26 protein-coding genes are annotated in these 24,715 nt (G+C 55.1%); 8 read left to right on the top strand and 18 right to left on the bottom strand.

Annotated elements, in window-relative coordinates; genetic code table 11:
* Positions 1-37 precede the first annotated feature (37 nt).
* Entirely contained in the window at positions 38-268 is a 231-nt protein-coding gene (locus CRO08_RS16800; protein WP_141398387.1) for a hypothetical protein, read from the top strand.
* On the opposite strand, the gene CRO08_RS13765 is transcribed toward CRO08_RS16800, so the two are convergent.
* The 3 genes from CRO08_RS13765 to CRO08_RS13755 are packed head-to-tail and all read right to left on the bottom strand — an operon-like array spanning position 249 to position 2,055.
* On the bottom strand, positions 249-653 hold the full coding sequence (locus CRO08_RS13765) for a GNAT family N-acetyltransferase (protein WP_097036664.1): 405 nt from the start codon (positions 651-653) through the stop codon (positions 249-251). The genes CRO08_RS16800 and CRO08_RS13765 overlap by 20 nt on opposite strands.
* Before the next feature lie 3 nt (positions 654-656).
* Positions 657-1,592 carry a bile acid:sodium symporter family protein gene (locus tag CRO08_RS13760; protein ID WP_097036663.1) on the bottom strand — a complete coding sequence of 312 codons (936 nt, stop codon included), beginning with the start codon at positions 1,590-1,592 and terminating at the stop codon, positions 657-659.
* 52 nt (positions 1,593-1,644) lie between these two features.
* Positions 1,645-2,055 carry a very short patch repair endonuclease gene (locus CRO08_RS13755; RefSeq protein ID WP_255252394.1) on the bottom strand — a complete coding sequence of 137 codons (411 nt, stop codon included), beginning with the start codon at positions 2,053-2,055 and terminating at the stop codon, positions 1,645-1,647.
* Between the two features lie 79 nt (positions 2,056-2,134).
* On the opposite strand from CRO08_RS13755, the gene CRO08_RS13750 reads away from it, so the two are divergent.
* The 3 genes from CRO08_RS13750 to CRO08_RS13740 are packed head-to-tail and all read left to right on the top strand — an operon-like array spanning position 2,135 to position 5,109.
* Positions 2,135-2,884 carry a phosphatase PAP2 family protein gene (locus CRO08_RS13750; RefSeq protein WP_097036661.1) on the top strand — a complete coding sequence of 250 codons (750 nt, stop codon included), beginning with the start codon at positions 2,135-2,137 and terminating at the stop codon, positions 2,882-2,884.
* A 47-nt stretch (positions 2,885-2,931) separates the two neighbouring features.
* The gene (locus tag CRO08_RS13745) at positions 2,932-3,795 is read left to right on the top strand and encodes a hypothetical protein (protein ID WP_097036660.1); all 864 of its coding nucleotides are present in this window, start codon (positions 2,932-2,934) and stop codon (positions 3,793-3,795) included.
* Between the two features lie 42 nt (positions 3,796-3,837).
* On the top strand, positions 3,838-5,109 hold the full coding sequence (locus CRO08_RS13740; protein WP_097036659.1) for an argininosuccinate synthase: 1,272 nt from the start codon (positions 3,838-3,840) through the stop codon (positions 5,107-5,109).
* 102 nt (positions 5,110-5,211) lie between these two features.
* Here CRO08_RS13740 and CRO08_RS13735 read toward each other — a convergent pair whose 3' ends face one another.
* Positions 5,212-5,763 (bottom strand): hypothetical protein, encoded by a 552-nt coding sequence (locus tag CRO08_RS13735; protein WP_097036658.1) that lies wholly within the window; start codon positions 5,761-5,763, stop codon positions 5,212-5,214.
* A gap of 105 nt (positions 5,764-5,868) precedes the next feature.
* Here CRO08_RS13735 and CRO08_RS13730 point away from each other — a divergent pair, with 105 nt between their 5' ends.
* The gene (locus tag CRO08_RS13730; protein WP_072808482.1) at positions 5,869-6,744 is read left to right on the top strand and encodes a DUF3078 domain-containing protein; all 876 of its coding nucleotides are present in this window, start codon (positions 5,869-5,871) and stop codon (positions 6,742-6,744) included.
* Positions 6,745-7,065: 321 nt separating this feature from the next.
* Here the strand turns inward: CRO08_RS13730 and CRO08_RS13725 are convergent, their stop codons facing one another.
* On the bottom strand, positions 7,066-7,680 hold the full coding sequence (locus CRO08_RS13725; protein WP_097036657.1) for a hypothetical protein: 615 nt from the start codon (positions 7,678-7,680) through the stop codon (positions 7,066-7,068).
* A gap of 267 nt (positions 7,681-7,947) precedes the next feature.
* Between CRO08_RS13725 and CRO08_RS13720 the strand changes: the two genes are divergently transcribed.
* Complete coding sequence (locus CRO08_RS13720; protein WP_176495162.1) at positions 7,948-10,659, top strand: fibro-slime domain-containing protein; 2,712 nt, start codon at positions 7,948-7,950, stop codon at positions 10,657-10,659.
* 797 nt (positions 10,660-11,456) lie between these two features.
* On the opposite strand, the gene CRO08_RS17435 is transcribed toward CRO08_RS13720, so the two are convergent.
* The 12 genes from CRO08_RS17435 to gmk form a co-directional block, all read right to left on the bottom strand.
* Positions 11,457-12,335 (bottom strand): MiaB/RimO family radical SAM methylthiotransferase, encoded by an 879-nt coding sequence (locus tag CRO08_RS17435; RefSeq protein ID WP_255252393.1) that lies wholly within the window; start codon positions 12,333-12,335, stop codon positions 11,457-11,459.
* A 5-nt stretch (positions 12,336-12,340) separates the two neighbouring features.
* Positions 12,341-12,625, bottom strand: a complete 285-nt coding sequence (locus CRO08_RS17430; RefSeq protein WP_255252392.1) for a hypothetical protein — start codon at positions 12,623-12,625, stop codon at positions 12,341-12,343.
* Between the two features lie 212 nt (positions 12,626-12,837).
* On the bottom strand, positions 12,838-14,268 hold the full coding sequence (locus CRO08_RS13710) for a SpoIID/LytB domain-containing protein (RefSeq protein ID WP_097036655.1): 1,431 nt from the start codon (positions 14,266-14,268) through the stop codon (positions 12,838-12,840).
* Between the two features lie 76 nt (positions 14,269-14,344).
* The gene (gene def / locus CRO08_RS13705) at positions 14,345-14,884 is read right to left on the bottom strand and encodes a peptide deformylase (RefSeq protein ID WP_097036654.1); all 540 of its coding nucleotides are present in this window, start codon (positions 14,882-14,884) and stop codon (positions 14,345-14,347) included.
* Positions 14,884-15,270, bottom strand: a complete 387-nt coding sequence (gene yajC / locus CRO08_RS13700) for a preprotein translocase subunit YajC (protein WP_097036653.1) — start codon at positions 15,268-15,270, stop codon at positions 14,884-14,886. Before yajC ends, def begins: the two co-directional genes overlap by 1 nt.
* Positions 15,271-15,345: 75 nt before the next feature.
* Positions 15,346-16,272: a cyclic nucleotide-binding domain-containing protein gene (locus tag CRO08_RS13695; protein ID WP_097036652.1), complete on the bottom strand. Its 927-nt coding sequence runs from the start codon at positions 16,270-16,272 to the stop codon at positions 15,346-15,348.
* Positions 16,272-17,183 (bottom strand): cyclic nucleotide-binding domain-containing protein, encoded by a 912-nt coding sequence (locus CRO08_RS13690; RefSeq protein ID WP_097036651.1) that lies wholly within the window; start codon positions 17,181-17,183, stop codon positions 16,272-16,274. The genes CRO08_RS13695 and CRO08_RS13690 overlap by 1 nt, the downstream gene beginning before the upstream one ends.
* A gap of 24 nt (positions 17,184-17,207) precedes the next feature.
* Positions 17,208-17,555, bottom strand: coding sequence for a 50S ribosomal protein L19 (gene rplS / locus CRO08_RS13685; protein ID WP_073114659.1), 348 nt, complete (start codon positions 17,553-17,555; stop codon positions 17,208-17,210).
* A gap of 16 nt (positions 17,556-17,571) precedes the next feature.
* Positions 17,572-18,276, bottom strand: a complete 705-nt coding sequence (gene trmD, locus CRO08_RS13680) for a tRNA (guanosine(37)-N1)-methyltransferase TrmD (RefSeq protein ID WP_072808882.1) — start codon at positions 18,274-18,276, stop codon at positions 17,572-17,574.
* Positions 18,276-18,845, bottom strand: a complete 570-nt coding sequence (gene rimM, locus CRO08_RS13675) for a ribosome maturation factor RimM (protein WP_097036650.1) — start codon at positions 18,843-18,845, stop codon at positions 18,276-18,278. Before rimM ends, trmD begins: the two co-directional genes overlap by 1 nt.
* Positions 18,846-18,923: 78 nt before the next feature.
* Complete coding sequence (rpsP, locus tag CRO08_RS17515) at positions 18,924-19,373, bottom strand: 30S ribosomal protein S16 (RefSeq protein ID WP_072808458.1); 450 nt, start codon at positions 19,371-19,373, stop codon at positions 18,924-18,926.
* A 181-nt stretch (positions 19,374-19,554) separates the two neighbouring features.
* Positions 19,555-20,118, bottom strand: a complete 564-nt coding sequence (gene gmk, locus CRO08_RS13665) for a guanylate kinase (protein WP_072808880.1) — start codon at positions 20,116-20,118, stop codon at positions 19,555-19,557.
* 233 nt (positions 20,119-20,351) lie between these two features.
* Here gmk and CRO08_RS13660 point away from each other — a divergent pair, with 233 nt between their 5' ends.
* Positions 20,352-21,677: a hypothetical protein gene (locus CRO08_RS13660; protein ID WP_097036649.1), complete on the top strand. Its 1,326-nt coding sequence runs from the start codon at positions 20,352-20,354 to the stop codon at positions 21,675-21,677.
* Positions 21,678-21,687: 10 nt separating this feature from the next.
* Positions 21,688-23,703 (top strand): FISUMP domain-containing protein, encoded by a 2,016-nt coding sequence (locus CRO08_RS13655; protein WP_097036648.1) that lies wholly within the window; start codon positions 21,688-21,690, stop codon positions 23,701-23,703.
* An 84-nt stretch (positions 23,704-23,787) separates the two neighbouring features.
* Here CRO08_RS13655 and CRO08_RS13650 read toward each other — a convergent pair whose 3' ends face one another.
* Positions 23,788-24,702 (bottom strand): glycosyltransferase family 2 protein, encoded by a 915-nt coding sequence (locus tag CRO08_RS13650; RefSeq protein ID WP_073187659.1) that lies wholly within the window; start codon positions 24,700-24,702, stop codon positions 23,788-23,790.
* Positions 24,703-24,715 lie beyond the last annotated feature (13 nt).

Genomic DNA, 24,715 nt, shown 5'->3' with positions numbered 1-24,715 from the left:
CGGATACAGCTTGTCAAGAGTTTGAATTGTTTTTTTTTTGAAAAAAACAGCGCTATTGACTCCTCGTTTTAAACTGTTTATATTTCTTGAAAAAACAGGATTGCCTATGTACAACGAAAACGAATTAAATAAAAAGGAGCAAGATGCTCTGAATCTTCAAGCTTTGCTTCGGCTATCAGAAATGGACCTTCAGGCAGGACGAGTAAAATCGGGTGTTCAAGTTTTTCGTGATTTGAAAAAAGGGCTTTCTACGTCCACAGACTCGTAATAAACATCGGGCTCGCATCTTCAGCTTTATTGAAGCCGCAATGCTCGTAGAAGGCGAGTTCTTCGTTGTAGGCGACTACGACGATGCGGAGGTAATCCTTGTATATTTCATGGACCTTGTCGACGAGGACTTTGCCGATGCCCTTGCCCTGGTATTCGGGGCGCACGAGCAGGTAATGCACGTAGGCGTTCATGACACCGTCGTCCATCGCGCAAATCATGCCGATGAGCTTGTCGCCGTCCCAGGCCGAGATGACGGTCTTGAAATTCTTCATCGCGACGACGAGTTTGTCGGGGAAATGTCCCGAGGACCATTCGACGGAGAGGAAGAGGTCTTTTAAATCTTGTTCAGAAAAATCGTGGATGTCTTTGTATTCGATGCTCATGTCTTACTTTTCCCACCGGCGGTAAACGTTCGCGAGTATCGCGCCGGAGATGTTGTGCCACACGGAGAATATGGCGCCAGGAACTGTTGCCATAGCAAGGCTCGAGAACGAAGTCGCCGCAAGGCTCGTGGCAAGGCCTGAATTCTGCATGCCGATTTCGATGGAGAGTGCCTTCGTCTTGGGCGTCGAGAATTTCAGCAACTTCCCGAGGCCGAACCCGCAGCCGTAACCGATCAGGTTATGGAGAATCACCACGGCAAACACGATGGCGCCCGTGGAGAGAATCTTTGCGGCGTTGTGTGAGACGACTGCGGCCACAATCATCGCGATGGCAATCACCGAGACGAGCGGCAAGACCTTCACGGCACGCGCCGTCCATTTGCCAAAGAATTTGTTGATAACAAACCCGAGCGCAATCGGCACAATGACAACCTTTACGATGGAAAGGAACATGGCCATCACATCCACGTTCACGGTGGTGCGGAGTAACAGGTAGGTAATTGCCGGCGTCAATACGGGAGCGAGAAGCGTATTCACGCTCGTCATGCCCACGGAGAGCGCCACGTCGCCTTTCGAGAGGTAAGTGATGACGTTACTCGAAGTGCCTCCTGGGCATGTGCCTACGAGAACCACACCCGCCATGAGGGCCGCGTCGAGCCCGAACGCCTTGGAGAGCACAAATGCGAGTGCGGGCATCACGACGAACTGCGCCGCGCACCCGATGGTGATTTCCTTAGGGCGGGCAAACACGAGTTTGAAGTCGCTTAGCTTGAGCGTGAGCCCCATGCCGAACATCACGACCATCAAGAGGTAATTCACCCAACTGAGCTCAATCCAGAGTGTGGCTTTGGGCAGGAACAGCGAGAGCGCCGCGATTGCTAAAACCACAACCGCCATCCACTTGCCCACGAATTCACTGATTTTTTCAAGAACTTGCATTTTTAAACCTTTCAAAATCAAAAAGAAAGATAGTCTTTTTCCGACCTGTGGTTCAAATCTCTATGCTTTCTTCATCGCTTGCAATAAAGGCCTTGAGGCGTTCAATAGTGTGGTCGAAATCGTTCTTGACGGAACATTCCCAAATGGTTGCAACGCGGTAGCCTTGTAGCGAAAGTTTCCAGTTCGTCTTGATGTCGCGCACCATATTGTTCGTGAACTTTTCATTCCAGAATTCAGGGTTGCTTTTGGGGCGGCTCGTAAACTTGCAGCCGTGCTGGTGCCAGAAGCAGCCGTTTATAAATACAACCACGCCGTATTTGAGGATAAACAGGTCTGGCGAGCCGGGCAAATCGTGCCTGTGCAGCCTGTAACGCAGTCCCGCCTTAAACAGCGCCTGCCGCACAAGCAGTTCGGGCCGGGTGTCTTCCGAATGGACCGCCTGCATCATTTGCGAACGGTTCATGGGAGCGTGTTTTTTACGACGGCATTTTTTCATGGGATTAGCATTTGAAAAGATAGTCTTTTTTATTTATATTCAAGGCATGAACAATTTTATCAAGAAAGCTTTTATCGTAGTCGCCTTTTGTGGTGCGTCGCTTTGCTGTTTCGCTGCAGATGTCAAACCTTACGTGGAAGCAGATGCGCTCCCGAACGCACTGAACTTCTACCCGGCGCCCCCGGATACCATGTCGCCGCAGTTCATGTACGATATGTCGCAGTACATTTGGGGTAAAAAGATGCGTGCCGATTCCGCACGTGCGGCCCTGGCCGTAGCCCAGGCGGTAGAAACGGTCGAGGACATGGCCAAGATGTTCAGCGAACCCTTCGGCATGGAAATTTCGGCAAAGAAGACTCCCGCCATCATGAACCTGCTCGAACGCGGAGTCCGGACGCTCAAGCAGGTGGGGAGCCTTCCCAAGAGGCATTACATGAGGCGTCGCCCCTACGACCGCTTCAACGAACCGACTCTTGTCCCTGCCGAAGAAGAACGCCTGAGAACGAATGGTTCCTACCCGTCGGGGCATACCGTTCGCGCATGGTCGATGGCCCTGCTGCTGATCGAGGTGAACCCGTCTGCTCAGGATGCCTTGTTGAAATACGCATACGAATGGGGCCAGAGCCGCGTGATTGCCGGATTCCACTGGCAGAGCGACGTGGATGCCTCCAAGGTGCTTGTTTCGGGAGCTTACCCGAGCCTGCATACAAACGATGTGTTTATGGCCGATATGCGCAAGGCCCGCGAGGAATACAAGAAACTTTCTGCCGCAAAGAACGGCAAGAAGGTGAAGTAGAGGCTCTGCGTGGCTTGCTGAAGATTTATTTTGTATAATTAAAGAATATGCGGATATTCTGGGTGATATTGTTCCTTGCCTTGAATGCCCTCGCGGAAACTGCCGTGGGGGATACTGCGAACGTTGTTGAAAACACAGATTCCGCGAACGTTGCCGCAAGTACTGATACCGCGGGTGCTGTTGCGGACACTGCAGACCCCGATACGGCAGTTTCGGAGCGCCATAGCGTTCCGCTCCCGCGCCTTTCCGCCTATACGGGTTACGGCCTGCTGGTGGGTCTCGCGTTTGGCCTCTACAACCCGACCGAGGAATGCGACTGCCTGGGCGTTTGGCAGGGGCAGTTCGAGTATTTCTACAGCGACTGGATAAGTGCGGGTGGCGATGTGCGCTTCTTTGGCGGTGACCTGGATGCCGACAAGTCCGTGCTTTACCAGCGCTACCGCATCAATACGCGATTCCATTTCCCGCAGGGGCGCTGGAGCTGGTACGTGAGCCCGGTTGTCGGTTTTGAATCCACGGACCTCGAGGAAATCCGCGAGGAATGGCACCAGCGCGACATGGAAGGCTGGATTCCCGGCGTTTCCACGAAGAACGAACAGGAAGTGGAAGACTGCGAGAAGATGTTTTCGCTGGACGGTTTTTCCATCGGTGTAGACCTGGGCGGTGGCATCGAGTTCTGGAACACGCTTGGCGCTACGGCGAGCATCCTATACGAATACAATTTCGGCGGAGCCCAGCTGCTCACGATTGCTCCGGGTATAGCCTACAATCTCCAGGCGGTTTGGCCCTGGTCAAAAAAGCACCTCTCCGCCGCATGGGTCTCTATCGAAACTGGCTTCCAGCGCTTCTTCAACAGGTCCGTTGATTCCTGGGCTATGTCCGGTTACCTGGGCGCCGTTATCGGCTTTTAATTCTATATTTGGTTCGTCTAAAATTTTCTCAAAGGAAATACAATGGCTAAGAAAGAATCCAAGAAAAAGGTTGTCCTCGCTTACAGCGGTGGACTCGATACCAGCATCATCATCCCCTGGCTCAAGGAAAACTACGATTGCGAAGTGATCGCTTTCGCTGCCGACCTCGGTCAGAACGACTTCCCCGATGCCAAGGCCCTGGAACAGAAGGCTCTCGCTACTGGTGCCAGCAAGTGCTACGTTCTCGACCTCAAGAAGGAATTCCTCGAAGACTACGTTTGGCCGACCGTCCGTGCCGGTGCAAAGTACGAAAGCACCTACCTCCTGGGCACCTCTTTCGCTCGTCCGCTCATCGCGAAGTACCAGGTGAAGATTGCCGAAAAGGAAGGCGCATACGCTGTTTCTCACGGTGCTACCGGTAAGGGTAACGACCAGGTCCGTTTTGAACTGACCTACGCCGCCCTGAACCCGAAGCTCGAAATCATCGCCCCGTGGAAGGACCCGAAGTGGCACTTCCACAGCCGCGAAGACGCTATCGACTACGCTGCCGCCCACAAGATTCCGCTCAACGGCATCAGCAAGAAGAAGATTTACTCCGAAGACGGTAACCTGTGGCACCTCTCTCACGAAGGTGGCATCCTCGAGTTCCCGGACAAGGAACACAAGTATGACATGCTCAAGCACACCGCCACGTACGAGAAGGCCCCGAACAAGGCCGACCACGTGACCATCGGTTTCGAGAAGGGCAACCCGGTTTCCATCAACGGCAAGAAGATGGGCGCTGTGGAACTCCTCGAATTCCTGAACAAGATCGGTGGCAAGAACGCTTGCGGCCTCCTCGACATCGTCGAAAACCGCCTCGTCGGCCTCAAGAGCCGCGGCGTGTACGAAACTCCGGGTGGCACGCTCCTGTACAAGGCTCACGAATGCCTGCAGCAGCTCGTGCTCGACAAGGAAACCTTGTTCGAAGCCCAGAAGATGTCTATGACCTACGCGAACCTCGTGTACAATGGCCAGTGGTTCACTCCGCTCCGCCAGGCTATGGACGCCTTCTTCGCTGAAGTCAACAGCGTTGTGACCGGTGAAGTGACGCTCAAGCTCTACAAGGGTAACATCATTCCGGCCGGCATCAAGAGCCCCTACAGCCTCTACGACATGGGCCTCGGTGGATTCACCGACGTCGACATGTACGACCAGAAGGACGCAACGGGCTTCATCCGCTGCTTCGGCCTCCCGCTCAAGACCCGCGCCCTGTTGCTCGGCAACAAGACGAACGTGGACTTCGGCAAGGAAGTGAAGCTCCCCAAGAAGTAAGATGTCATCCTGGAGCGACCGAAGGTCGCGATAGGATCCAAAAAAATCCTCGGTTTAACCGAGGATTTTTTCATTCCATACCCGACACCAAATTATCAATCATCAAAATTCCATCAGGTAGCCCACCCGCCAGCTGAAGTCGGGCGCGTCGTGGTCCTTGAACCTGTAAGCGGGGAAGGATATCTGAGTGAACAGTCCGAACAAGTTAATGCGCAGGTCTGCAGTAATGTCGAGCAGTTCCTTGTAGTTGTATGGGTACAGGTACATCGCGTTATTTGCGTGGTTCACTGCGCGGTGCATCTCGTTGGGGGCTTCCGCAAATTCATACCCGCCGCCAATGCCCAAAAACATGTTGAATGGGAAATCGCGCAGGAACGTCCACCCGATGTTGCCGCGAATGCCGCACCAGAAGTCGTTTGCTCCCTTGTGGAACCCGAATCCGGCGACATGCAATGTGGCTGCCTTGTAGCGAACAGAGCCCTCGAGCATTACCGGAGTGAGCCTGCCTGCCGATACGCCCGCGCCAAAGTGCCAGGGGGTGGCGTCGCCGGCTTGCCCCGCGCTTGCGACACTCTGGTCCGCTGCACCCGCAGTTGCGGCGGTGCAAAGTACGAGCCCTGCAGTGGCGATAAACCTCAAAAAAGCCTTCAGCATGCGCTAAATTATAGAAAGTACCTTCCCAAAAAAATACAAATGTGCTATTTTTAAGGCGTCAAACCGGCCTTGCGGGAATACCACGGGCCATAACGAGGAAAAGATATGAAAATCAAATCGCTTCTTTTGGCTTGCGCTACTGCTTGCACTCTTGCCGCCCCTGCAATGGCGGAAGGCGGCATGTTCGAAGGCGCCCTTCCCGAAAACTGGACTGCCGATGTGGTCGCCGCTGTCAAGTGGAACTACTACAACTTCTCTAACTGGCAGCAGGACGGAACATCCAACTACACCTGGCTCATCACTTACGATGCCGACGTGCAGGGCAAGTGGAAGGTCGCCAACTGGCGTAACCTGGTGAACCTCGCCTTGGGCAAGACTTGGACTGACGGTCTCGGTCAGCGCAAGTCCGCCGACAAGATTTTCTGGGAATCCATGCTCGACTTCAACATGACCGAAGTCCTGAAGCCCTACATTGGCAACCGCTTCGAAACGCAGTTCCTTTCGGGCTACTCCTACAGTGAAGACGAAGAAGGCAACGAAATTAAGAAGGCCATCTCCTGCTTCATGGACCCGGCATACGAAACGCAGGTCGCCGGTCTTGCCTACGTCCCGAACGACATGTTCAGCCAGCGTATCGGTTTTGCTAACCGTATGACGATTTCTAACGGCTACGGCTTTGCTGATGACAAGGATACCGAAGACAAGGTTGAAAAGTTCAAGGACGAACCGGGTCTCGAATCCATCACGGAATTCAAGTACGCGTTATCTTCCATCGCTAGCTTCAAGACCCGCCTGTGGGCTTTCGTGAACTTCAAGGGTGTCGACGAAATCGACGGCAAGTGGGAAAACCTCCTCGCTGTGACGATCGTGCCGTACATCGAACTGCAGGTCGGCTACGATATGGCCTACGACAAGGATCTCGACGAAGACGCACAGTACAAGACGATGGTGCTCTTCGGCATCACTTGGCGCTGGTTTTAAGTAGTTAGGAGACCGCTCGTTCGACGTCTCGGGCGTAGAACCTCCGGTTTCTTACTCGCTCTCGCCTCCATCGCCGATTAATATCGGCGACTACGGCTCGCGAGAGACCGCTCGCGCTCTTTCAATTGCCCTCGGTTAAACCCGAGGGCTTTTTTTTGTAAATAAACTAATTTCATACGGACCAAAATGCCATAAAGCGTGAGTTTGGTCTATAAGCCCCGCGATAAACTTCTCGTTTCCCTCAACAAACTTCTCGCCACTTGCGACAAACTTCTCGCCCCCCGCATCCACCATCAATTATCAATCATCAATCATCCATCATCAATTATCAATCAACAACTCGTTCATCCACGCGTCGCGCTTCTTGCGCAGCTTCTCGAGCGACTTGTCGTCGGCCTCGCTTGCGTCGCGGGCGGCGATCAGGTCGCGGTACCCCTCGATAAGCGACTTCGCCTTCGCGCAGTGCGGAACCAGTTTTTCCAGTTCGGCCATAATCGCCTCGTCGGAATACAGCCGCGATACGCCCTCGAGGCAGCACTTCACGAACTTCTCCATGTCGCCATCGGCGCGCGCCTTTTCCGCCTCTGCAAATTCCAGCGGGCGGATGGCGTCCACCCAAGCGGATTCCGCAGCGTAAATCTCGTTGTCTTCGGCGATGGCGTTCTTGCCCCAGGCGTTTTTCATGTGCCTCTCGATAAACTTGAGGTAGGTTGCCGTATCGACATTGAACCCGCGGGCCTTCGCGAATTCGGCGAGGTTCTCGAGGTTTGTGCGTGTGGGGGTGTTGAGCAGGCATTCCTTGAGGACCGCCATCTGGTCGCGGTCGCTCAGGTTCCGGAAAGATTCCGCCTTGATAGAGTTTGCCTTGAGCCTCAGGTACACGACCCGGAGCAGGAGAATCATGATGATGATGACAAAAAGTAGCGACCAGTTCATGCCCGCAAATATAGAACAGTACCCTGCAAATTTGGAAAAACGGGGCGTTTGGACCTGGGGAGGTGGTCTAAACGCTATGTTTTAGGTCACAAAAATGCGAAAAATGCCCATATTTATGATATTTTTCAATTCCAGACGGGAATAAAAGCGCAATTTTGGTTTATATTTAGGTATGTATTGTTTACCTATTGTGCAAATAGGTGGAGATTGGATATTATGAAAAGAAAATTGGTAGCAGGATTGGCACTCTCCGCGGTGTCTTTTGGTTTGGTTAGCTTTACGCCGGTTCATGCCGACGTGGCTGGTGCCGCGAACCTCGACATTGTGGTGCGCGACTTCCCGGTGACGCATCCGGACTTCGAGAACTTTTCGGAAGAGTTCATCAGCACGGGTGACAATTACTATTGTACGAACCATGGCGCTACGGGCGGTACGTGTGGTGAACTGATTTTTAATACGAGCTTGTCGAAGGGCGCTATTGGTTACGATGCCGCCTGGTACACGACTTACGCTCCGTTCCATGCGACCTGCGGTAACGGTCGTTCCAAGGCGGGTGACTGGATTGGCCAGGACGGTAGGCCCCACCTGCCGAACACGATGCTCCCGTCGTACCTTCAGTTGACGACTACGGCCGATACGCTTAAGTACGGTGAATGCAACAACAAGACTGCTCGCGGCTATACCCAGCGCGGTTACGAAAAGTACGTTGACGGCATGGTCAGCGGTACGAAGTGTAACGGCAACGTCTGGTCGAACGCCGTGTACTACACTCCGGGCATGGTCCAGCCGTTCCTGAAGTTTGCTCCTGCGGCTGCCGGTGCCGAAATCGACATGCTTGATGGCGTGGAAATTTTGAAGGCAAAGGACGCCTGCGACAACTTCTTCTTTGAACACTGGTATTCCGACAACAACGAATTTGCCAAGCGTTCCAACACGGTGCTTACGCTCCCGCCCGCGAACGTGGCCGGTTCTTCCAAGAACATCTACGCGATGGACTACAACTACGGTAACGGTGGTTACTTCCCGCTCGATATCGTGGATACCAACTCCCAGACCCGTTTGGACATGGCGACCAAGGCTAACGGCGGATGCACCACGGACCAGTGCGACCAGTACGGTCCGCAGACGCTCTCCATTTTCTGCCCGCCGTACGACTACCAGTACGCCTCTACCCAGGCAGACATGATGGGTTCGAAGACCGCCGGCCTCTGTGCCACGTGGCTCATGGCGGGTGGCCCGCGTAGCCCGATTGCTGCCTTGACCGCTGCCAACAGCGATGCGGTGCTTGGCCCCCGTCACCTCCGCAACTACGGCTTTACCATGATGGGTTACGCCAAGTTCAAGTACAACTCCAAGAACCAGGTGAACGCCGCTGGCCTTCCGGACCCGGAAATCTTTGAGTTCACTGGTGACGACGACATGTGGATTTTCGTGGACGGCGTGCTCGTGGTGGACCTCGGTGGTACTCACCTTGCCGCTCCGGGCCGCGTGGACATTTCCGTGCTTGCCGCTAACGGCCACGGCTGCCATGCCGACCCTGTGCTTGCGGCGAGCGGCTACATGGATCCTCCTCTTATGAACCAGACTGCTGCTGGCCAGAACTGCTTCTTGAACCCGGACGGCTCTTGGGCCGACAATACCTGGCACCACCTGCACTTCTTCTATGCTGACCGTCAGTCCGATGGTTCCAACATGTACATGCGCACCTCCCTTGCCGAAATTGCTCCGACCAAGTACGGCCAGCCGACCGTTACCGGTGCCGAAGTTACGGTTACCGACGGTGTCGCTACGACGAGCCTTATCTTGAATACCGAACTTTCTGACGAAACGCTCGCCATGATGGTTGCCGGCGGCCAGAACGGGACTATTCCTGCACTCGTGGTTGTCCGCTGCACCAACTACAGCATCGAGGCTGCAACGTGCCTTGCTCACGATACACTTGGCATGTTTGTCGAAAGCGCTAACTTCACGATGGACAAGGGCGCCGATGGCGTTATCTATGACCTCCAGGGCAAGCTCAAGGACAAGGCCGGAAACGAATACTCTCTCCAGGCCGGTGACGAGATTGCTTTCAACTACCCGAACAACGACCCGCTGAGCGAAGCCAACAACTACTGGACGACCATGATGTACAACGGTACGTTCGCTATGTTCGGTACTCCGCTCTTTGTCTCGTCCAAGGCGGGCAAAACTGTGGAAACGTATCCGCCGGAGTGGGCTTCTGCAAAGTTGCTTGTGAACCCGACGACGGTTATCGAGATGAAGGATACTTCGCTCGTGCGTCCGGAATTCGACAACAAGGAACTTACCGACAAGGCCGGTGGCGATGACCTGCCGAAGAACTCTACGGCAGAACTCCTGATTACGCCGCTTCCGCCTGGATTCATCGACGGTGGCGACCAGAACGGCTGGCTCGAGGATCACTGGACCGAAATTACTGCGGCTCCGGTGGGTGCCGATGGCCATGCCAACGGTGGCGTGTCTAGCCCGGGTGCGGCTGTGGTGAGCGATAAGGGCGGTGCCGCTTCGGGCCGTTGCTACGCCGATGCGAACGGCACGGAAAGCTGCTCCAGCATTTCGTTCCGTACGTCTCAGCCGTTCCAGGTGAACGTGCGCGTGTTCGACCACCTTGGCCACTTCATTAGCCAGTACACCGAAGGCGTTACCGACCCTGCCCAGTTCAAGGCTATGGTGAGTGCGCAGACTGTGCCGAACGCGACGTCCAATACTTGTACCGACGGTACCGACTATGCCAATGTAACTGGTGTGGGCGAAATGATGGTGACCATCAAGATGTACCCGGTTTCCCAGCAGGGTCGTAAGATCGGTACGGGTCCGTACATCTACCAGGTGTCCATTATTAAGGAACACTATGTGTACTGCGCCTACATGGGCGGTGGCGGCTTCCAGTACGTGGATGCTCCGTACCAGCGTGCTTCGTTCACGACTACGCGCGGGTACCGCCGTACCGACAAGTAGTTTGTAGATTTTTGCGACAAGGCCCGGCTCTGCCGGGTTTTTTTGTTATTTGCGTATAGGCTGTTTGTAATATAGTTGGCTGCGGGCGTGCCGTACACGCTCACACTATCACTTCGTTCCGGTGTTCGCTTAGTTCGGCACGATCCTCCGCCAAAAAACAAGCGGAGGCTCCGGCAGGAACTGTTTATTGCCTTGTCGCAAACAGGGGATGATTTACCGGGAGGAAGCCCTAGTGACTGTTAGTCACTGACGGGCTTCCATTAAACTGCTGGATAAAAATTAAACTGCTTTTTTATGCTTGCGCTAAGATGTTGGCTGCGGGCGTGTCGTACACGCTCACACTATCACTTCGTTCCGGTGTTCGCTTAGTTCGGCACGATCCTCCGCCAAAAAACAAGCGGAGGCTCCGGCATTAAACAGTTTATTGCTTTGTCGCAAACAGGGGATGATTTACCGGGAGGAAGCCCTAGTGACTGTTAGTCACTGACGGGCTTCCATTAAACTGCGGGAATATGCGAGAGGCAAGCGTTTGTTGAAGTTCTTTGTTTATAGATACTTGGCTGCGGGCGTGTCGTACATGCTCACACTATCACTTCGTTCTGGTGTTCTGTGGCGATCCGTTCGCGCTAGATGTTGAATAAATACTATGGTTTGCGCTCACTCTCGCAACCACGCCCAGTTAAATAAACCTAAGCCGAGTGCAGCAGAAACAAGTTTACTTGTTTCTATTGTTGAGGCGCCGGTTTATGCGATGTAATCGCAATACTGGGCGCTTGTTGCTCACAAGCTTCGGCACGCTATTTTTCTGTAGTTGCGACTAGCGCAAATGCTTCTGCGTCGGTGATGCGCACTTGCAGTTTTGTTCCGGCGGGAATGTCGCCGGCGAGGGCTACCGGGCGGTAGGCCTCGTTCCGCGCGATGGAGGTGCCTGCGCGGTGCCCTGGTTTCTCTACCACCACGTTGCAGGTCTTGCCGACCCACAGGGCGTTGTTCTTGCGGGCGATTTTCTGGAACGCTTCTGCTAGGCGGGCGGAACGCTCGTGCTTGACGCTATCAGGAATGCTGAGGCCTGCATCTGCCTCCATTCGCGCGGCGGCCGTACCCGGCCGGGCGACAAAGCGGGTGATGTTGCATACCGTCGGGCGAGTTTCTTCGAGCAGTCGCAATGTTTCGCGAAAGTCGCTTTCCGTTTCGCCGGGATAGCCTACAATCAGGTCGGTACTGAGGGTGGCGAGCGGGAACCGTTTATTGAACTCGCTTGCGAGTCGCCGGAACTCGCTTGCAGTGTGCCTCCGGTTCATCGCCTTCAGGATTCTGTCGCTCCCGCTCTGTACGGGAACGTGCATGAACTTGTAGACGCGATTGTCCTGGAAGCATTCGAGCAGGGCGCCTGCGTAATCGCATACGTGTCGCGGGTTTCCCATGCCTAGGCGTATCTTGTAATTGCCGGAAACATGCACGAGAATGCTCTGCACGAGGGAGGCGAGATTCGTGCCGATATCGAACCCGTAGCAGGCGCAGTCCTGCCCGGTCAGCTGGATTTCGGTGCATCCGTCGGCCACAAGACGCTTGACCTGCTCGACGATTCCCTCGGGGGCATAGCTTTTGAGCCGCCCCTTCACGAGGTGCGTGCTGCAGAACGCGCAGGCGTCGAGGCAACCTTCCTCAATATTCACGATGCCTACGAGCGGCGATTCGCGCAGGGGTTGAGAGTGGATTCTGTCGCTGCGGCTTGTTTTTTCACGTCGGCGGAGGCGGAGATTTCCTCTAAACTCGTAAATACTACTTTATCTGTAACCTTGACCGCTTCTTCGCGGAAGTCCTTCGGGGCGCATCCCGTAATGAACAGCGGTGTGCCAGGGAACCTTTCGCTTGCGGTGCGGAGCAGTTTCAAAGCACCCGCGTTCCCCTTCACCGTGCAGACATTCAAGTATATGGCGTCCGGCGCATCTTGTGCCCTAGACACATTTTGCACCCTAGGCGCATCTTGTGCGGATGGCGCGCATCCTGCTGCATCCTGTAAATTGCGAACGCTTCCCGCTGCATCTTGCTCATCCGGCAGGCGGAACACGACCCGCGCGTTGTATCGTGCGGCTAGCGCCCGCGCAATCCTTTCCCCGTCCCCGAAGTTTGCGGCACACCCCTGGCTCAGTACAGCAAATACCGGATTCTCGGCGCTCATTTCTCGAAACGCTCCAGCGTGATTCCCGGGTAATAGTGCGTGAGTATGGTCGCGAAGTCCTGGCCTGCGGCGCTGCGGGCGCGCACGCCCATCTGGCACATTCCGACTCCGTGCCCGAACCCCTTGCCCTCGATTTTCCATTCCTGCTTGTGGTGCTTTACCCTGAAGAATGATGAGGGCAGTATTGTCCCGTTCTTCTTGAACAGCCAGCGCACCTTGTCGCCCGCGACCGTGAACTTTCCCTTGTCCGTAGTGACTTCGAGCGTGAGGATTCTTCCGCTTGCAAGCGTGTCCTTCACGCCAATCGCCTTCACGTGCTTGAACTCGGGCACCTTCGCGTTCGCTTCCTTGCCGTTTTTCTTGAATAGCGCGGGGAGTTCCTTTTCGCTAAAGTTGCGTTCCCACTTGCTGTAACTTGATTCGTTGCACCACGGCGTTCCATCGGGCCGCAGGTCGGGCTTGCTCTTGAGGTAGGGGAGGTCGGGCCGGCCCCATGTGGCGAGCGTCTCGCTCATGCCCCCGCAGGTGGAATGGTAGTACGCGATGATGAACTCGCCGTTGTATGTCATGACTATTCCGGCGGTGGCCTTCACGGCGCTGTCGGTAAGCGGGGTTGCGCTCGCGAGCCCCTTGTAAACCTGGTCCTTGGTATCGGCGTACACGTCGAACCCCATGGATTCGCGGCTGCCGAAGTGCTTGTAGGCGTACGTGCGTGCGGCAATCGCCTGCGATTCGAGTGCGCTGAACCTGCTGCTGTCGAGCTTGCCGATTTCGTAGGGCACCACGCCGCGCAGGTATTCTTCTACGTCGACGGTATTCACTGCGGTCAAGAGCCCGCCCTTTGCCGTGAGGGTAAAACTGCCCGGGTAGCACGAGGTGGCAAGTTCCTTTTGCGTGGGGGCGAGCGCAATGCATGCTCCGTCCGTATTGATTTGGTATTTGCTTTCGGGCTGCGGTTTCCCCGGCCCGGAGGCGATAACCTTGTTCCCCTCCGCGGTGAACTTGTATGTTGCGTCGTGCGACTTCCAGAGGAGTTCCTTCACTCCGGTGAATACGCCCACCTGCAGGGGGCGGTTCAGGTTCGCGGGAATCTTCTTCGCGACGATGCCTGCGGGTAAATTTACGCCCGCGCTGTGCGCGTCGGAAACGTTTGTCGCTTCGATGGGCGCGAAGTTTACGGGACCGACGTAATCCGATTGTTCCGGCGCATCTTTAGGCGTATCTTTAGCACCTTTAGGCGAGTCCTTAGACGCATCTTTTTCAGGGGCAGGTTTTGCGGCCGGTTCGGCAATCGGCTTGAATGCTTTTGTTGGTTCCGGTGCGGTCTTTGCTTCGGGCAGTTCCGGCAGGTCAAAATCGCCGGCGAAAACTATCGCCGGGAATGCGAGCAGGCAAAGCCAGAGGATTTTAAGACGCGCGTTGGACATTGCTTAAAACAGGATCCTTCGATTCCGCGACGCTGTCGCTGCACTCAGGATGACATTTTAGCCTACGGCGAAAATGTCACTTCTTCTTCAGCTTCGCTTGGGTTTCTTTCGCCATCTTGCGGAGCTTGGACTGGTTCATCGTGCGGTCGGCGGTAGAAATCTTGTCCACGAACAGGTCGCCGTTCAGGTGGTCTGTTTCGTGCTGGATGCAGCGGGCAAAGAGCCCTTCGCAGTCGTGGATTTCCTGCGGCTCGCCGTTGATGTCGAAGAATCGCACGCACACCTTGTCGGGGCGCGTCACGTTGCAGAAGATATCCGGCAGCGAGAGGCAGCCTTCCTCGTTGCAGGCGGGCTTCGCGTCTTCTTCCGGTTCCCACTCGGGGTTGAACATGATGTACGGGCGCGGTTCCTCTTCGTCGGGAATCGCCGTATCGATGACGACCAGGCGGATGTTCCTCCCGATCTGTGGAGCGGCGAGCCCGCAACCCGGCGCGTCGTACATGGTCTCGAGCATGTCCTGCGCGAGCTGGCGGAGTTCCGGCGTAATCTCGGTAATCGGTTCGCTCTTCTTGCGGAGCACCGGGTCGCCGTAAGTCTTGATAGGGAGAAGAGCCATTACTTCTTTTCGTCCTTCTTTTCTTCGGCCTTCACTTCGGGGTTGATTACGCGGAGGATAGCCTGCTTGTCAAAGTCGATGAACGTGGTGGAACCCGTGCGGACGGTGACGGTCGTGCCGGTTTCGTCGATGTTGGTGACGGTGCCGAGGATGCCGGCGGTGGTCATGACCCTGTCGCCCTTCTTGAGGGCCTTGCGCATTTCGTCCATCTTCTTCCTTTCCTTGCTCTGCGGGCGGATGAAGAACAGCCACATCACGCCGAAGATGAGCACCATCATCAGGATGGGGCTGCCAAGGAGACCGGGCTGCTGTTCAGCCTGTTCGGCGGCTTCCTGGGCGAATGCGGCGATGGAGGAGAGGGTCACGATGAGTGCGGAAAGTTTCATGTTTTGCCTTGTTTTAAGGTGATGGTTTATTACAGATGTAAATATAGAAAATGTGCCAGAAGGCGCGCAGCGCCTCTACACCAGCTTCTTATCCAGCAACGGGAAAATGCGGTTGAGTTCGAGCAGGTCGAGGATATGCTCGAAGTCGCCGGAGATGCTCTTGATGGTCTCGAGCGTGGTGGCCTCGCTATAGGCGGGCTCGGTCGAGAGCACGCCGCTTTGCAGTAGCGGTGCGAGCGTGCGCATGGTAAGGCTCCCGAACATGGTCTTCTTCGCCTGCGCGATAAACAGGGTGGCGCTGACGGTCGTGCACGCACTCCGGATGGGAATGCCGTTTTCGCGCACCGCCTTCACGAACGTGGTAAGCACGAACTGGTCGGTAATGGGGAGTATCTCGGGCGATACCTGCTTGTTGAGTGCGCGGAACTGGAGCGCATCGTAGAGCATGGGCACAATCTGCAGGTTCGAGACGCGCACGGTGTCGCCCTCGATGCGGAGCAGTTCGAGCCCTTCGAGAATCTGCAAGAGCTTTTCGGTATCGGAGTAGTCGACGTTGTCGAGAACGAGCATCTTCTGCTGCAGTGCCGCTAGCGTTATGTTGTCTGAACCCGATGTCTCGAGGTGGTTCTTGAACAGGAACAGGAGCGAGGGGAGCGCCTGCACAATCCGCATCTTCTTGCTGGTTTCTTCGGCGAGGTGGCAATGGCTTGCGAGGAACGTGAGCGTGGAGCGGAACCAGCCCGGCTTGTGCTCGAGTTCGCGCAACAGGTCCTTTTGCTCGATGAACAGCACCTCGCTGTTTTCGACGGCGCGGACGGTGAATTCCCTCGGGCTGCTTTCGAGAATGCTGAATTCCCCGATGAGGGAACCGGGCCCGAAGTTCTGGAAGCGGCTCCTGCGGAACTGCTTGGAAGTGCCCACCAGCATGCCCGACTTCACGATGACGAGGCTAGAGGCCTTGTCGCCTTCCAGGAACAGGTATTCGCCTTCTCTCACGAGCATCAGACGGCCCCCCGGAGGTTGGAATCGTAACGGATGGCGGTGAGGTAGTATTCCACCTTCGCCTGGTCAATATGGTACTTGCTCTCTTCGCCAGTGGCAAAGCACCCGAGGTCCTCGAGCGTTATCCACTGCGATACGTCGATGGCAAGTCCCTTGCGGTTGAGGTAGGCAATCCATTCCGGCGCTTCCATCTGCACGTGTTCGTCGAGCGTGGTGAGGTGCACCAGGATGCGTTTTTGTGCGAGGTTCAGCCGGAGCGGAGCCCAGAGTGCGCCATCGTCCTGTGCCTGCAGGTAGTCGGAATAAATCTGCATGAGCGTGGCGTTGTGGACCTGCACGTAGAGGTCTTCGCCATCTTTCGCGAGGCCGATGAAACTCCGGCGGAGCAACGCCTTGATATCGCCCTTGACCGTTGCCGCCGGAATGCGCGTGAGCCAGTTGAACTCGCGGATGAATTCCTCCAGCGGGTACTTGATGTTCGAATCCAGGTGGGCGCAGTATTCGGCGAGGCTCTTGAGTGTGTTCTCGACGGGCGTGCGCTTGGAATCGTGCTTGAACTCGCGGGTGCGGACGGAGAGGTTCTTGAGGATGGCGAGCAGCCAGACGGGGATGTTCTTGAGTTCGGACTCGAGGCATTCTTCCGAGAGAACTGTGATGACGGAATCCTCGGAGGCCTCGATGGTGTAGCGGAGCGGTTCGCGTTCGAAAAGCGCTGCGACGCCCACGATATCGCCCGGGTGCATCTTGAACTTGATGTCGCGGTTGCCCCCCGACTTGTCGACGGCAATGAGCTCGCCCTCGTCCAGGATTATGAGTTCCCGCGTGTCCGATTCGGGAGAATAAACAACAAAACCCGCCTTCACGCGGGAGCGCGTGGGCGGGATAACTTGTTGCCGGGAATTCCCGTACATCGGGAAACTACCCCAGAAGCCTGATTAGGCTTCGCGTTCTTCGATACGGGCAGCCTTGCCGCGGAGGTTGCGCATGTAGTAGATGCGAGACTGGCGGACCTTACCGGCGCGATCGAGAACGATGGAATCGATGCGGGGGCTGTTGATCGGGAAAATACGTTCAACGGCCACGGAGCCGGACATCTTGCGGACCGTGAGGGTCTTGGAAATGCCGGAGTTCTTCTGCTGGATGACAACACCCTTGAACGGCTGGATACGTTCCTTGGTGCCTTCAATGACCTTGACGTTGACAGTGACGGTATCGCCGGCACGGAAGGCAGGCACGTCGGACTTAACGTTTTCGCTGTGGATTGCTTCGATGTTCAGGGACATAATTGTGTACCTCTTTTTATTTGTCGCCAAATTTAGTATTTAATTTCAGTTTTTCAAAGATGTCGGGGCGTCTTTCTTGCGTTCTTTTTAAAGATTCTTGCCTCCGCCACTCAGAAATGTTCTTGTGATGGCCCGAAAGTAGCACTTCGGGCACCTTTTTTCCCTCAAATTCCTCCGGGCGGGTGTAGACCGGCCACCCCAGTACGCCCTGCGCGAAGGAGTCGGTATCGCCGCTCTCGCGGTTCCCGAGGGCGCCGTCGATGAGCCTCACGACCGCGTCGGTCACGAGCATTGCGGGCAGTTCGCCGCCGCTGACCACGAAATCGCCTATGGAAATCTCCATATCGACCTCGGTCTGGCGGATGCGGTCGTCGATGCCCTTGTAGTGCCCGCACACGAGAACCAGGTGGGATTCGTGCGAGAGTTCTTCCGCAATCTTGTGCGTAAAGGGCACGCCGTCTGCCGTGAGGTAGATGACCTTCCCGCCGTCCTGCTTCACTCCGGTACTGCGGATGGCGGCGGCGAGCGGTTCGGGCCGGAGCACCATGCCCGGTTCGCCCCCGTAGGGCACGTCGTCCACCTGGCCGTAGTCGTTTATCGCGAAGTCGCGCAGGTAGACCGTGTTGAATTCCAGCAGGCCCTTCGCCTGTGCGCGCCCCATGATGGATTGCTTCATCGGGGCGAACATCTCGGGGAATATGGTGATGCAGTCGATAACCATCATGCCTCCGCGGAATGGTCCTCGGGGCAGAGCGCCTTCAGGTAGGCCGCGTCGCACACGATGAACTCTCCGTCCTCGTCGATATCGAGCACGCAGTCGTCTATCCACGGGGCGAGGATGGACTTGCTGCTGAACTCGGACTTGAACGCGTCGTCGAACTTGATGTTGAAAGCGTTGACCGTCGGCAGTTCCTGGACCTCGAGCACTTCGCCAATGTCCTTGCCGTCTTCCGTATGGACGCGGAAGCCTTCCAGGTCGTCGATGTAGTACTCGCCCTCGGGTGCGGGCAACCTCTCCGATTCCGGAATCATCACGTCGCCGTTCACGAAATGCGTAAGCGACTCGGGCGTGTCGTAGCCCTCGAACTTCAATAGCCAGATGTCGTTCGCCTGCTTGGAATCCTCGATACGCAGGTCCAGTTCCTCGCCGTTCGTCTTCTTGAGGCGCACGTCCTTGAGGCTCTTGTGGCGCGTAATGTCGTGGGTGAGGGGCATCGCCTTGATGTAACCCTTCACGCCATGCGTGCGCATGAGCTGGCAGACGGTGATGTAGGTTTCGGAATCGGACATCGGTGAGTTGGAGTTGTGCGTTTCGGTGGATAAAAAAAGTCCCGTGCGCGGGGCACAGGACTCTTTAGAAAAGCATGATTATGCTTCGGCAGGAGCCTCGGCAGCAGCTTCAGCCGGGGCTTCGGCGGCAGCGGCAGCTTCAGCAGCGGCGGCTTCCTTGGCGGCCTTTTCGGCTTCGATCTTGGCGAGGGCCTTGGGGCCGAGCTTCACGGCCTTCTTCTTTTCCGGACGCGGATTGGCGGTCTTGCCTTCGATGGAACGGCCGGCCTTGATTTCGTGGAACAGGTCGAGGATGCCGACCTGCTTCAGGAGGTTGCGGACGGTGTCGGACGGCTGGGCGCCGACGGAGAGCCACTTGAGAATCTTTTCCTGGTCGAAGCGGATTTCGGCCTTCTTGAGGTTCGGGTTGTAGAAACCGACCTGTTCGATAAAGCTATCGTCGCGAGCCTTGCGGTTGTCGATGACGATGGCACGGTAGATGGGGTTGTGACGCTTGCCGAAGCGGGCGAGACGGATAACAGTTGCCATTTTAACCTCTTTTTGGGGGTCCCGTAATACGGGGTTATTGTTTTTGCCGAGGCAATATAGAAATAAAACTTTTGTGTGTAAAGGACGGAAATGTAAAAAATTCCGTTCTTTACATATAAACTAACGTCTAAAACTATAAAAATTGGCGAAATTTCTTCAAAATCGCCAAAAAAGTGCTTTTTTAAGCCTCGCCTTTTAATATAGCGCGGAGCTCGTTTGCCGCCTTCTCGAGGTCGTCGTTCACGATGGTATATTCGTATTTCCCCTGCGTTTTCGCGAATTCCATCTCCTTTTTCGCGTTGTGGAGGCGGGTCTGGATGACCTCTTCGCTGTCTGTTCCGCGGCCGCGGAGCCTGCGTTCGAGTTCTTCTTCGCTCGGGGGGAGGATGAGGATGCCCGTCGCCTCGGGGTAGACCTTGTCGAAGTTCACCTTGCCGAACACGTCGATGTCGAACAGGACTCGTTTGCCCTGCCTGAGCATGTCTTCCACGAAGAACTTGGGAGTACCGTAGTAGTTGCCGTGCACCAGGTTGTATTCCACCAGCGCATCGTCCTTGATCATCTGCTCGAATTCTTCCTTCGTCTTGAAGAAGTAGTGCACGCCGTCGACTTCGCCCTCGCGGGGCTTGCGCGTCGTTGCCGAGATGGAATACACGATGTCCGGGAATTCGCCGATGACCTTGTCCTTGAGGGTGGTCTTGCCTGCGCCGCTAGCGGCACTCATCACGAAAAGCTTGTTTTTCATGCCCCCAAATGTAGTAAAAGGCGGTGAAAATGCCAAAGTGGCGGTGAAACCCGCTTGCGTGAATCCTGGCTGAAATGTGATTTGCAACAAACGAGAAATCGGGAATGTGATTTTACTCAAGTAAATAGAGGCCTGGAGTGTGATTTAACGCAATTGGAAGGAATCGCCGCAAGGAAAAAAGTTTTTGGGTTATTATATTTGTTTGCAAATGGTGTAAGGGTGTAGGAGATGGTATGAAATCTTGTTTTCTTGTTGTTGCCTTGGCGTGCCTTGCAGGCATGGCCTTTGCCGACCCGACTGTATCTATCTTTGTGAAGGACGCCTCCGAGTTCCAGGCGATACAGGCCGACCTGCAGCAGTTGAAGGCGGGCATCGGGAGCGATAATCCCGAACTTGATTCCCTGATTACCCGTGCGAACCGCATCGCGAAAATGAACGACCGGTGTAGCATGGTTTCTATAAACGACGTGCTAGACGAGGAGTGCGGTCATTTTTATGCCGTGGAACTCCCCGAATTCGAATCGCGCTATATGGAAGTGACCGGCGAACTGCGCCTGGGCGTGGTGACCATGGCGAACGACCTGGAACAGCGCACGCAGCAGATTGACGCCTGTACCGACGCTTTTTCCCGCATTATCGCGAGCAAGGAGAACCTCCTGAAAATCGAGGGCGGCGTGGACCTGGAACCGCTCTCGCATGCGGGCGCTTTCGATGCATCTTACAACTTCAAGCTGCGCTACGACGAACGCCGCATGGACCAGCAGAAGCATTTTACCGAACTCTGGCTCTCGAAGTGCGGTGACATTGTGCTGCGCAAGTCGGGCGACGAGTTTGCGCCGCTCTTTGTGCAGGCGCTCGACCACATGAACGATTCGCTTTTGCATACGAAGACGAACCTGAAGGTGGTGCTCGATACGAGCGACCTCTCGCTCTACCTGGACCTGAACAGGCCGGTGGCGGGCGCGTACTACCTGAGCGGCGCCGAACTCTTCAACGTGACGCAGATTCCTTCGGGCAAGGAGAACGCGCACCTGCTGGTGGACATGAAGGACAAGTCGGTGAACTTCCCGAAGGGGCGCGACGGCGAGATGGCCACCTACAAGGGCCGCGTGGAGTTCGAGAAGGCGAGCAACGACCTCGTGGGCCGCTGGATTTGGGGGCGCGATTCTACGGCCATCAAGGCGATGCCCAAGATGAACACGAAGACGGTTGCATCCGAGGTGGTAACCGCCTCGGGAACGGTGTCCAATACCGCTCCGGTAGCGGAACCGGCCCCGCAGGCGGGCGACAATGTGGATAACGGCTTGCCCGAAGCAAAGAAGTCGAGCGGCGCACGCTGGGTGTTCCTCGGGATTTCGGCGGCGGCGCTCGTTGCGGGCACGACGCTTGCTGTGGTGTATAACAACAAGGCGAAAAGCGAAAGCGAAAAAATGCCGGCTTCGCGCGAAGAATTCAATAACCGCCACGACGACATCGGGAAGTACCAGAAGTATCGTACGGCAGGCATCGGCATAGCCATTGTGGGCGGAATCGGGCTAGGCATAAGCCTTGCGTTCTAGGGAGGAAATTATGTTTATAGACGAAAGACGAAAGACGAAAGACGAAAGATTGAGTAAGTCGCCGTTCTTTGCGCTTATCCTCGCGTTCCTCTTCGCTGCCTGTAGCAACTACCAGGAAGAGTTCGACAACAACTTCGGGGCGCTGGAATATGCGGACGACGAGGGCGAATCTTCTCCGTCGGGTGGCGATAATCCGTTGCCTTCGTCTTCGGATGGCAATAATCCGTCGTCATCTTCTGTCCCGACATCGAGTTCGGAAGAAGTATCCAGCAGCTCCGCGAAGTCGAGTAGTTCGTCCGAATCCTCGTCTTCTTCAATAGTTCCGATGTCCAGCTACACCCCGCCTCCAGGAAGTTACGGCAAAATTGATTACAAAGGGCAAAAGTATAGGACAGCCACAATCGGCAATCAGGAATGGATGGCGGAAAATATGAATGCCGTGGTGGATGGTAGTTCCTGTTATAGAGATTCCACCAAGTATTGTGATATGTACGGCCGCCTTTATTCGTGGGATGCTGCTATGAAAGTTTGCCCCGAAGGTTGGCGCTTGCCGGATACGACCGACTGGAGCATTTTGTTTGAGTCGGTGGGTGGAAAGGCAACTGCGGCTACACACCTCAAAGCAACGACGAGCTGGACTAAAAATGGCGATGGCAATGGAGATGATGCCTTTGGATTTTCTGCGTTTGCTGCAGGAGGCTCGGATACAGGATCTGACGTGAAGTATGCGGGCAAAGGGATTGATGCTGCTTTCTGGACGAGCGAAGTGAAAAACAGCTATGATGCGTGGGGCGTGGGAATGTATTGGGCAGACTCTCATCCAAAAATTGAAGTATACACCCTGGCGAGTAATCGTCGCTCAGTTCGCTGCATGAAGGATGCGAAACCATTGAGCAGCAGTTCGGCAACATCCTCCTCGTCTTCCGATTATAGTTCAAGTGGTGAATTTAAGGATCCTCGTCCTGACAATGGGGGCCCATCGCATATCTACCCGTATGTGAGGTATAACGGTCTTGTCTGGATGGACGAGGATTTGAGTTATCGAACAGATCAAATGGAAATGGGCAATTTCTCACATCCCCTGTATTCATGGAAATCCGCTCAAGAAGCCTGCCCGCCAGGTTGGCGCCTCCCGACAATAGATGAGTTTAATAACTCTAAGGGACTTGAAGAGAAGGTTGATTTGAGGAGCAAATTAGGTGGCTATTTCCTTATGACAGAGGGACATAAGACTGAAAATGAGGGAATGTACTGGACGCAATCATCTAAGGATGATACAGTGTATGCTCTTCAATTCAGTAATAACAGAGAATCTGGCGCGGTTGTCGGTGTAGATAAGAAGATTCTGGAAGAAAATTCAGCGTCTGCCTCTTTTGCAGTCCGTTGCGTGACAGAATCCCTTACAACAGAAAATCCGAGAAGTTCTTCTTCGTCAGTCTTTATCTCAAGAGAAACATACTTGCAGGATTCGGGACCCTATGCGACTGTTACGATAGGTGGCAAGAAATGGATGGCGCAAAACCTTAATTATTATGGTGGCGCGTTGCAAACACCTGAACATATTATGCGGTGCCGCAATAAAGCAATCGATCAAGCCCCTTGTGATAGCAACGGTGTCTACTATGACTACAGGAGTGCTTTTGATATTGCCTCCATGGACGCAGTCAACAAGGACGAACAGTATCAAGCTTGGACTTTGCCGGATTCGACAGAGGCTGCGGCATTGCTAGAGGCTGTCGGAAATGTGGGTCGACTCTGGTCTGTAGAAATGTATGGTACGAACGAATCCGGTTTTTACGCCCTTCCTTCGGGATATTTTAGTACATCGGACGGAACGAATTATGAACATCAAAACAAAGACAATGTAACGTGTTTTTGGCTGTGGTCAGGAAATAAAGACTCCGAAACAGCAAAGGCGCTCTGTTTCTATCCCAAAGGTAATGCCGGACACGATTACAGCATAGAGTCGCGACCCAAGACTCAATTGTTCCCCATTCGCCTTATATATTCGTCCTTGCGCGAATAAAAAAGGCTAATGCGCTTAAGGAACAGAAAAACCGGCCCTGCGTGGGTCGGTTTTTTGTATCAAAGTTGTTCGCCGTCTAAAAAATTACTTGTTCTTGTCCTCGATGTACAGCGGGCGCTGTTTGACTTCGTCGTAGATGCGGCCGATGTATTCGCCGAGGATTCCTATCGACATGAGCTGCACGCCTGCAAAGAACACGATGGCGGTCATGAGCGATGCCCAGCCCGGCACGGTCGTGGCGGGGGAGAGGAACTTCTCGAGGATGGACCACACGAGCACGCCGAGGCCGACGAGGGTCGCGAAGAATCCCATGTAGAAACTGACCTTGAGCGGTGCGGAACTGAATCCGGTAATGCCGTCGAAGGCGAGCCGCATCATCTTCTTGAGCGGGTACTTGGAGGTGCCCGCGGTGCGTTCTGCGCGGTCGTACTTGACGCCGATCTTCTTGAAGCCTACCCAGCACACGAGTCCGCGCAAAAAGCGGCTCCTTTCGGGGAGGTTCTTGAGCTGGTCCACCACGCAGCGGTCCATGAGGCGGTAGTCGCCGGTATCGGGCGGGATATCGATGCTCGTGAGCTTGCCGATAAGGCGGTAGAAGCAGAACGCGGTAAAGCGCTTGAAGATGGTTTCGCCCTTGCGCTTGTTCCTCTGCGCGTAAACGACCTGGTAGCCCTCGCGCCACTTGACCATCATCTCGTGGATGAGACTCGGCGGGTCTTGCAGGTCGCCGTCGATAATCACCACCGCATCGCCTGTGGCATGGTCGAGGCCCGCGCTGAAGGCGGCCTGGTGGCCAAAGTTACGGCTGAAGTTGATAATCTTGTTGTTCGGGTTGCCCGGAAGCAGGCCCTCGACGATTTCGCGGGTGCGGTCCTTGGAACCGTCGTTCACGAAAATGAGCTCGTGCTCGTATTCCTTGAGTTCCTCTTCCAGGACGCGGTAAGTTTCGGCAACAATTTCTTCTTCGTTAAATACGGGAATGATTACGGATAAGAGCATGGCTAAATAATAG

It is taken from the genome of Fibrobacter sp. UWT3 (assembly GCF_900230125.1).
Taxonomy (GTDB): domain Bacteria; phylum Fibrobacterota; class Fibrobacteria; order Fibrobacterales; family Fibrobacteraceae; genus Fibrobacter.
Note: the sequence above shows the minus strand (reverse complement) of the source record. Positions and strands in the feature narration are given on the sequence as shown.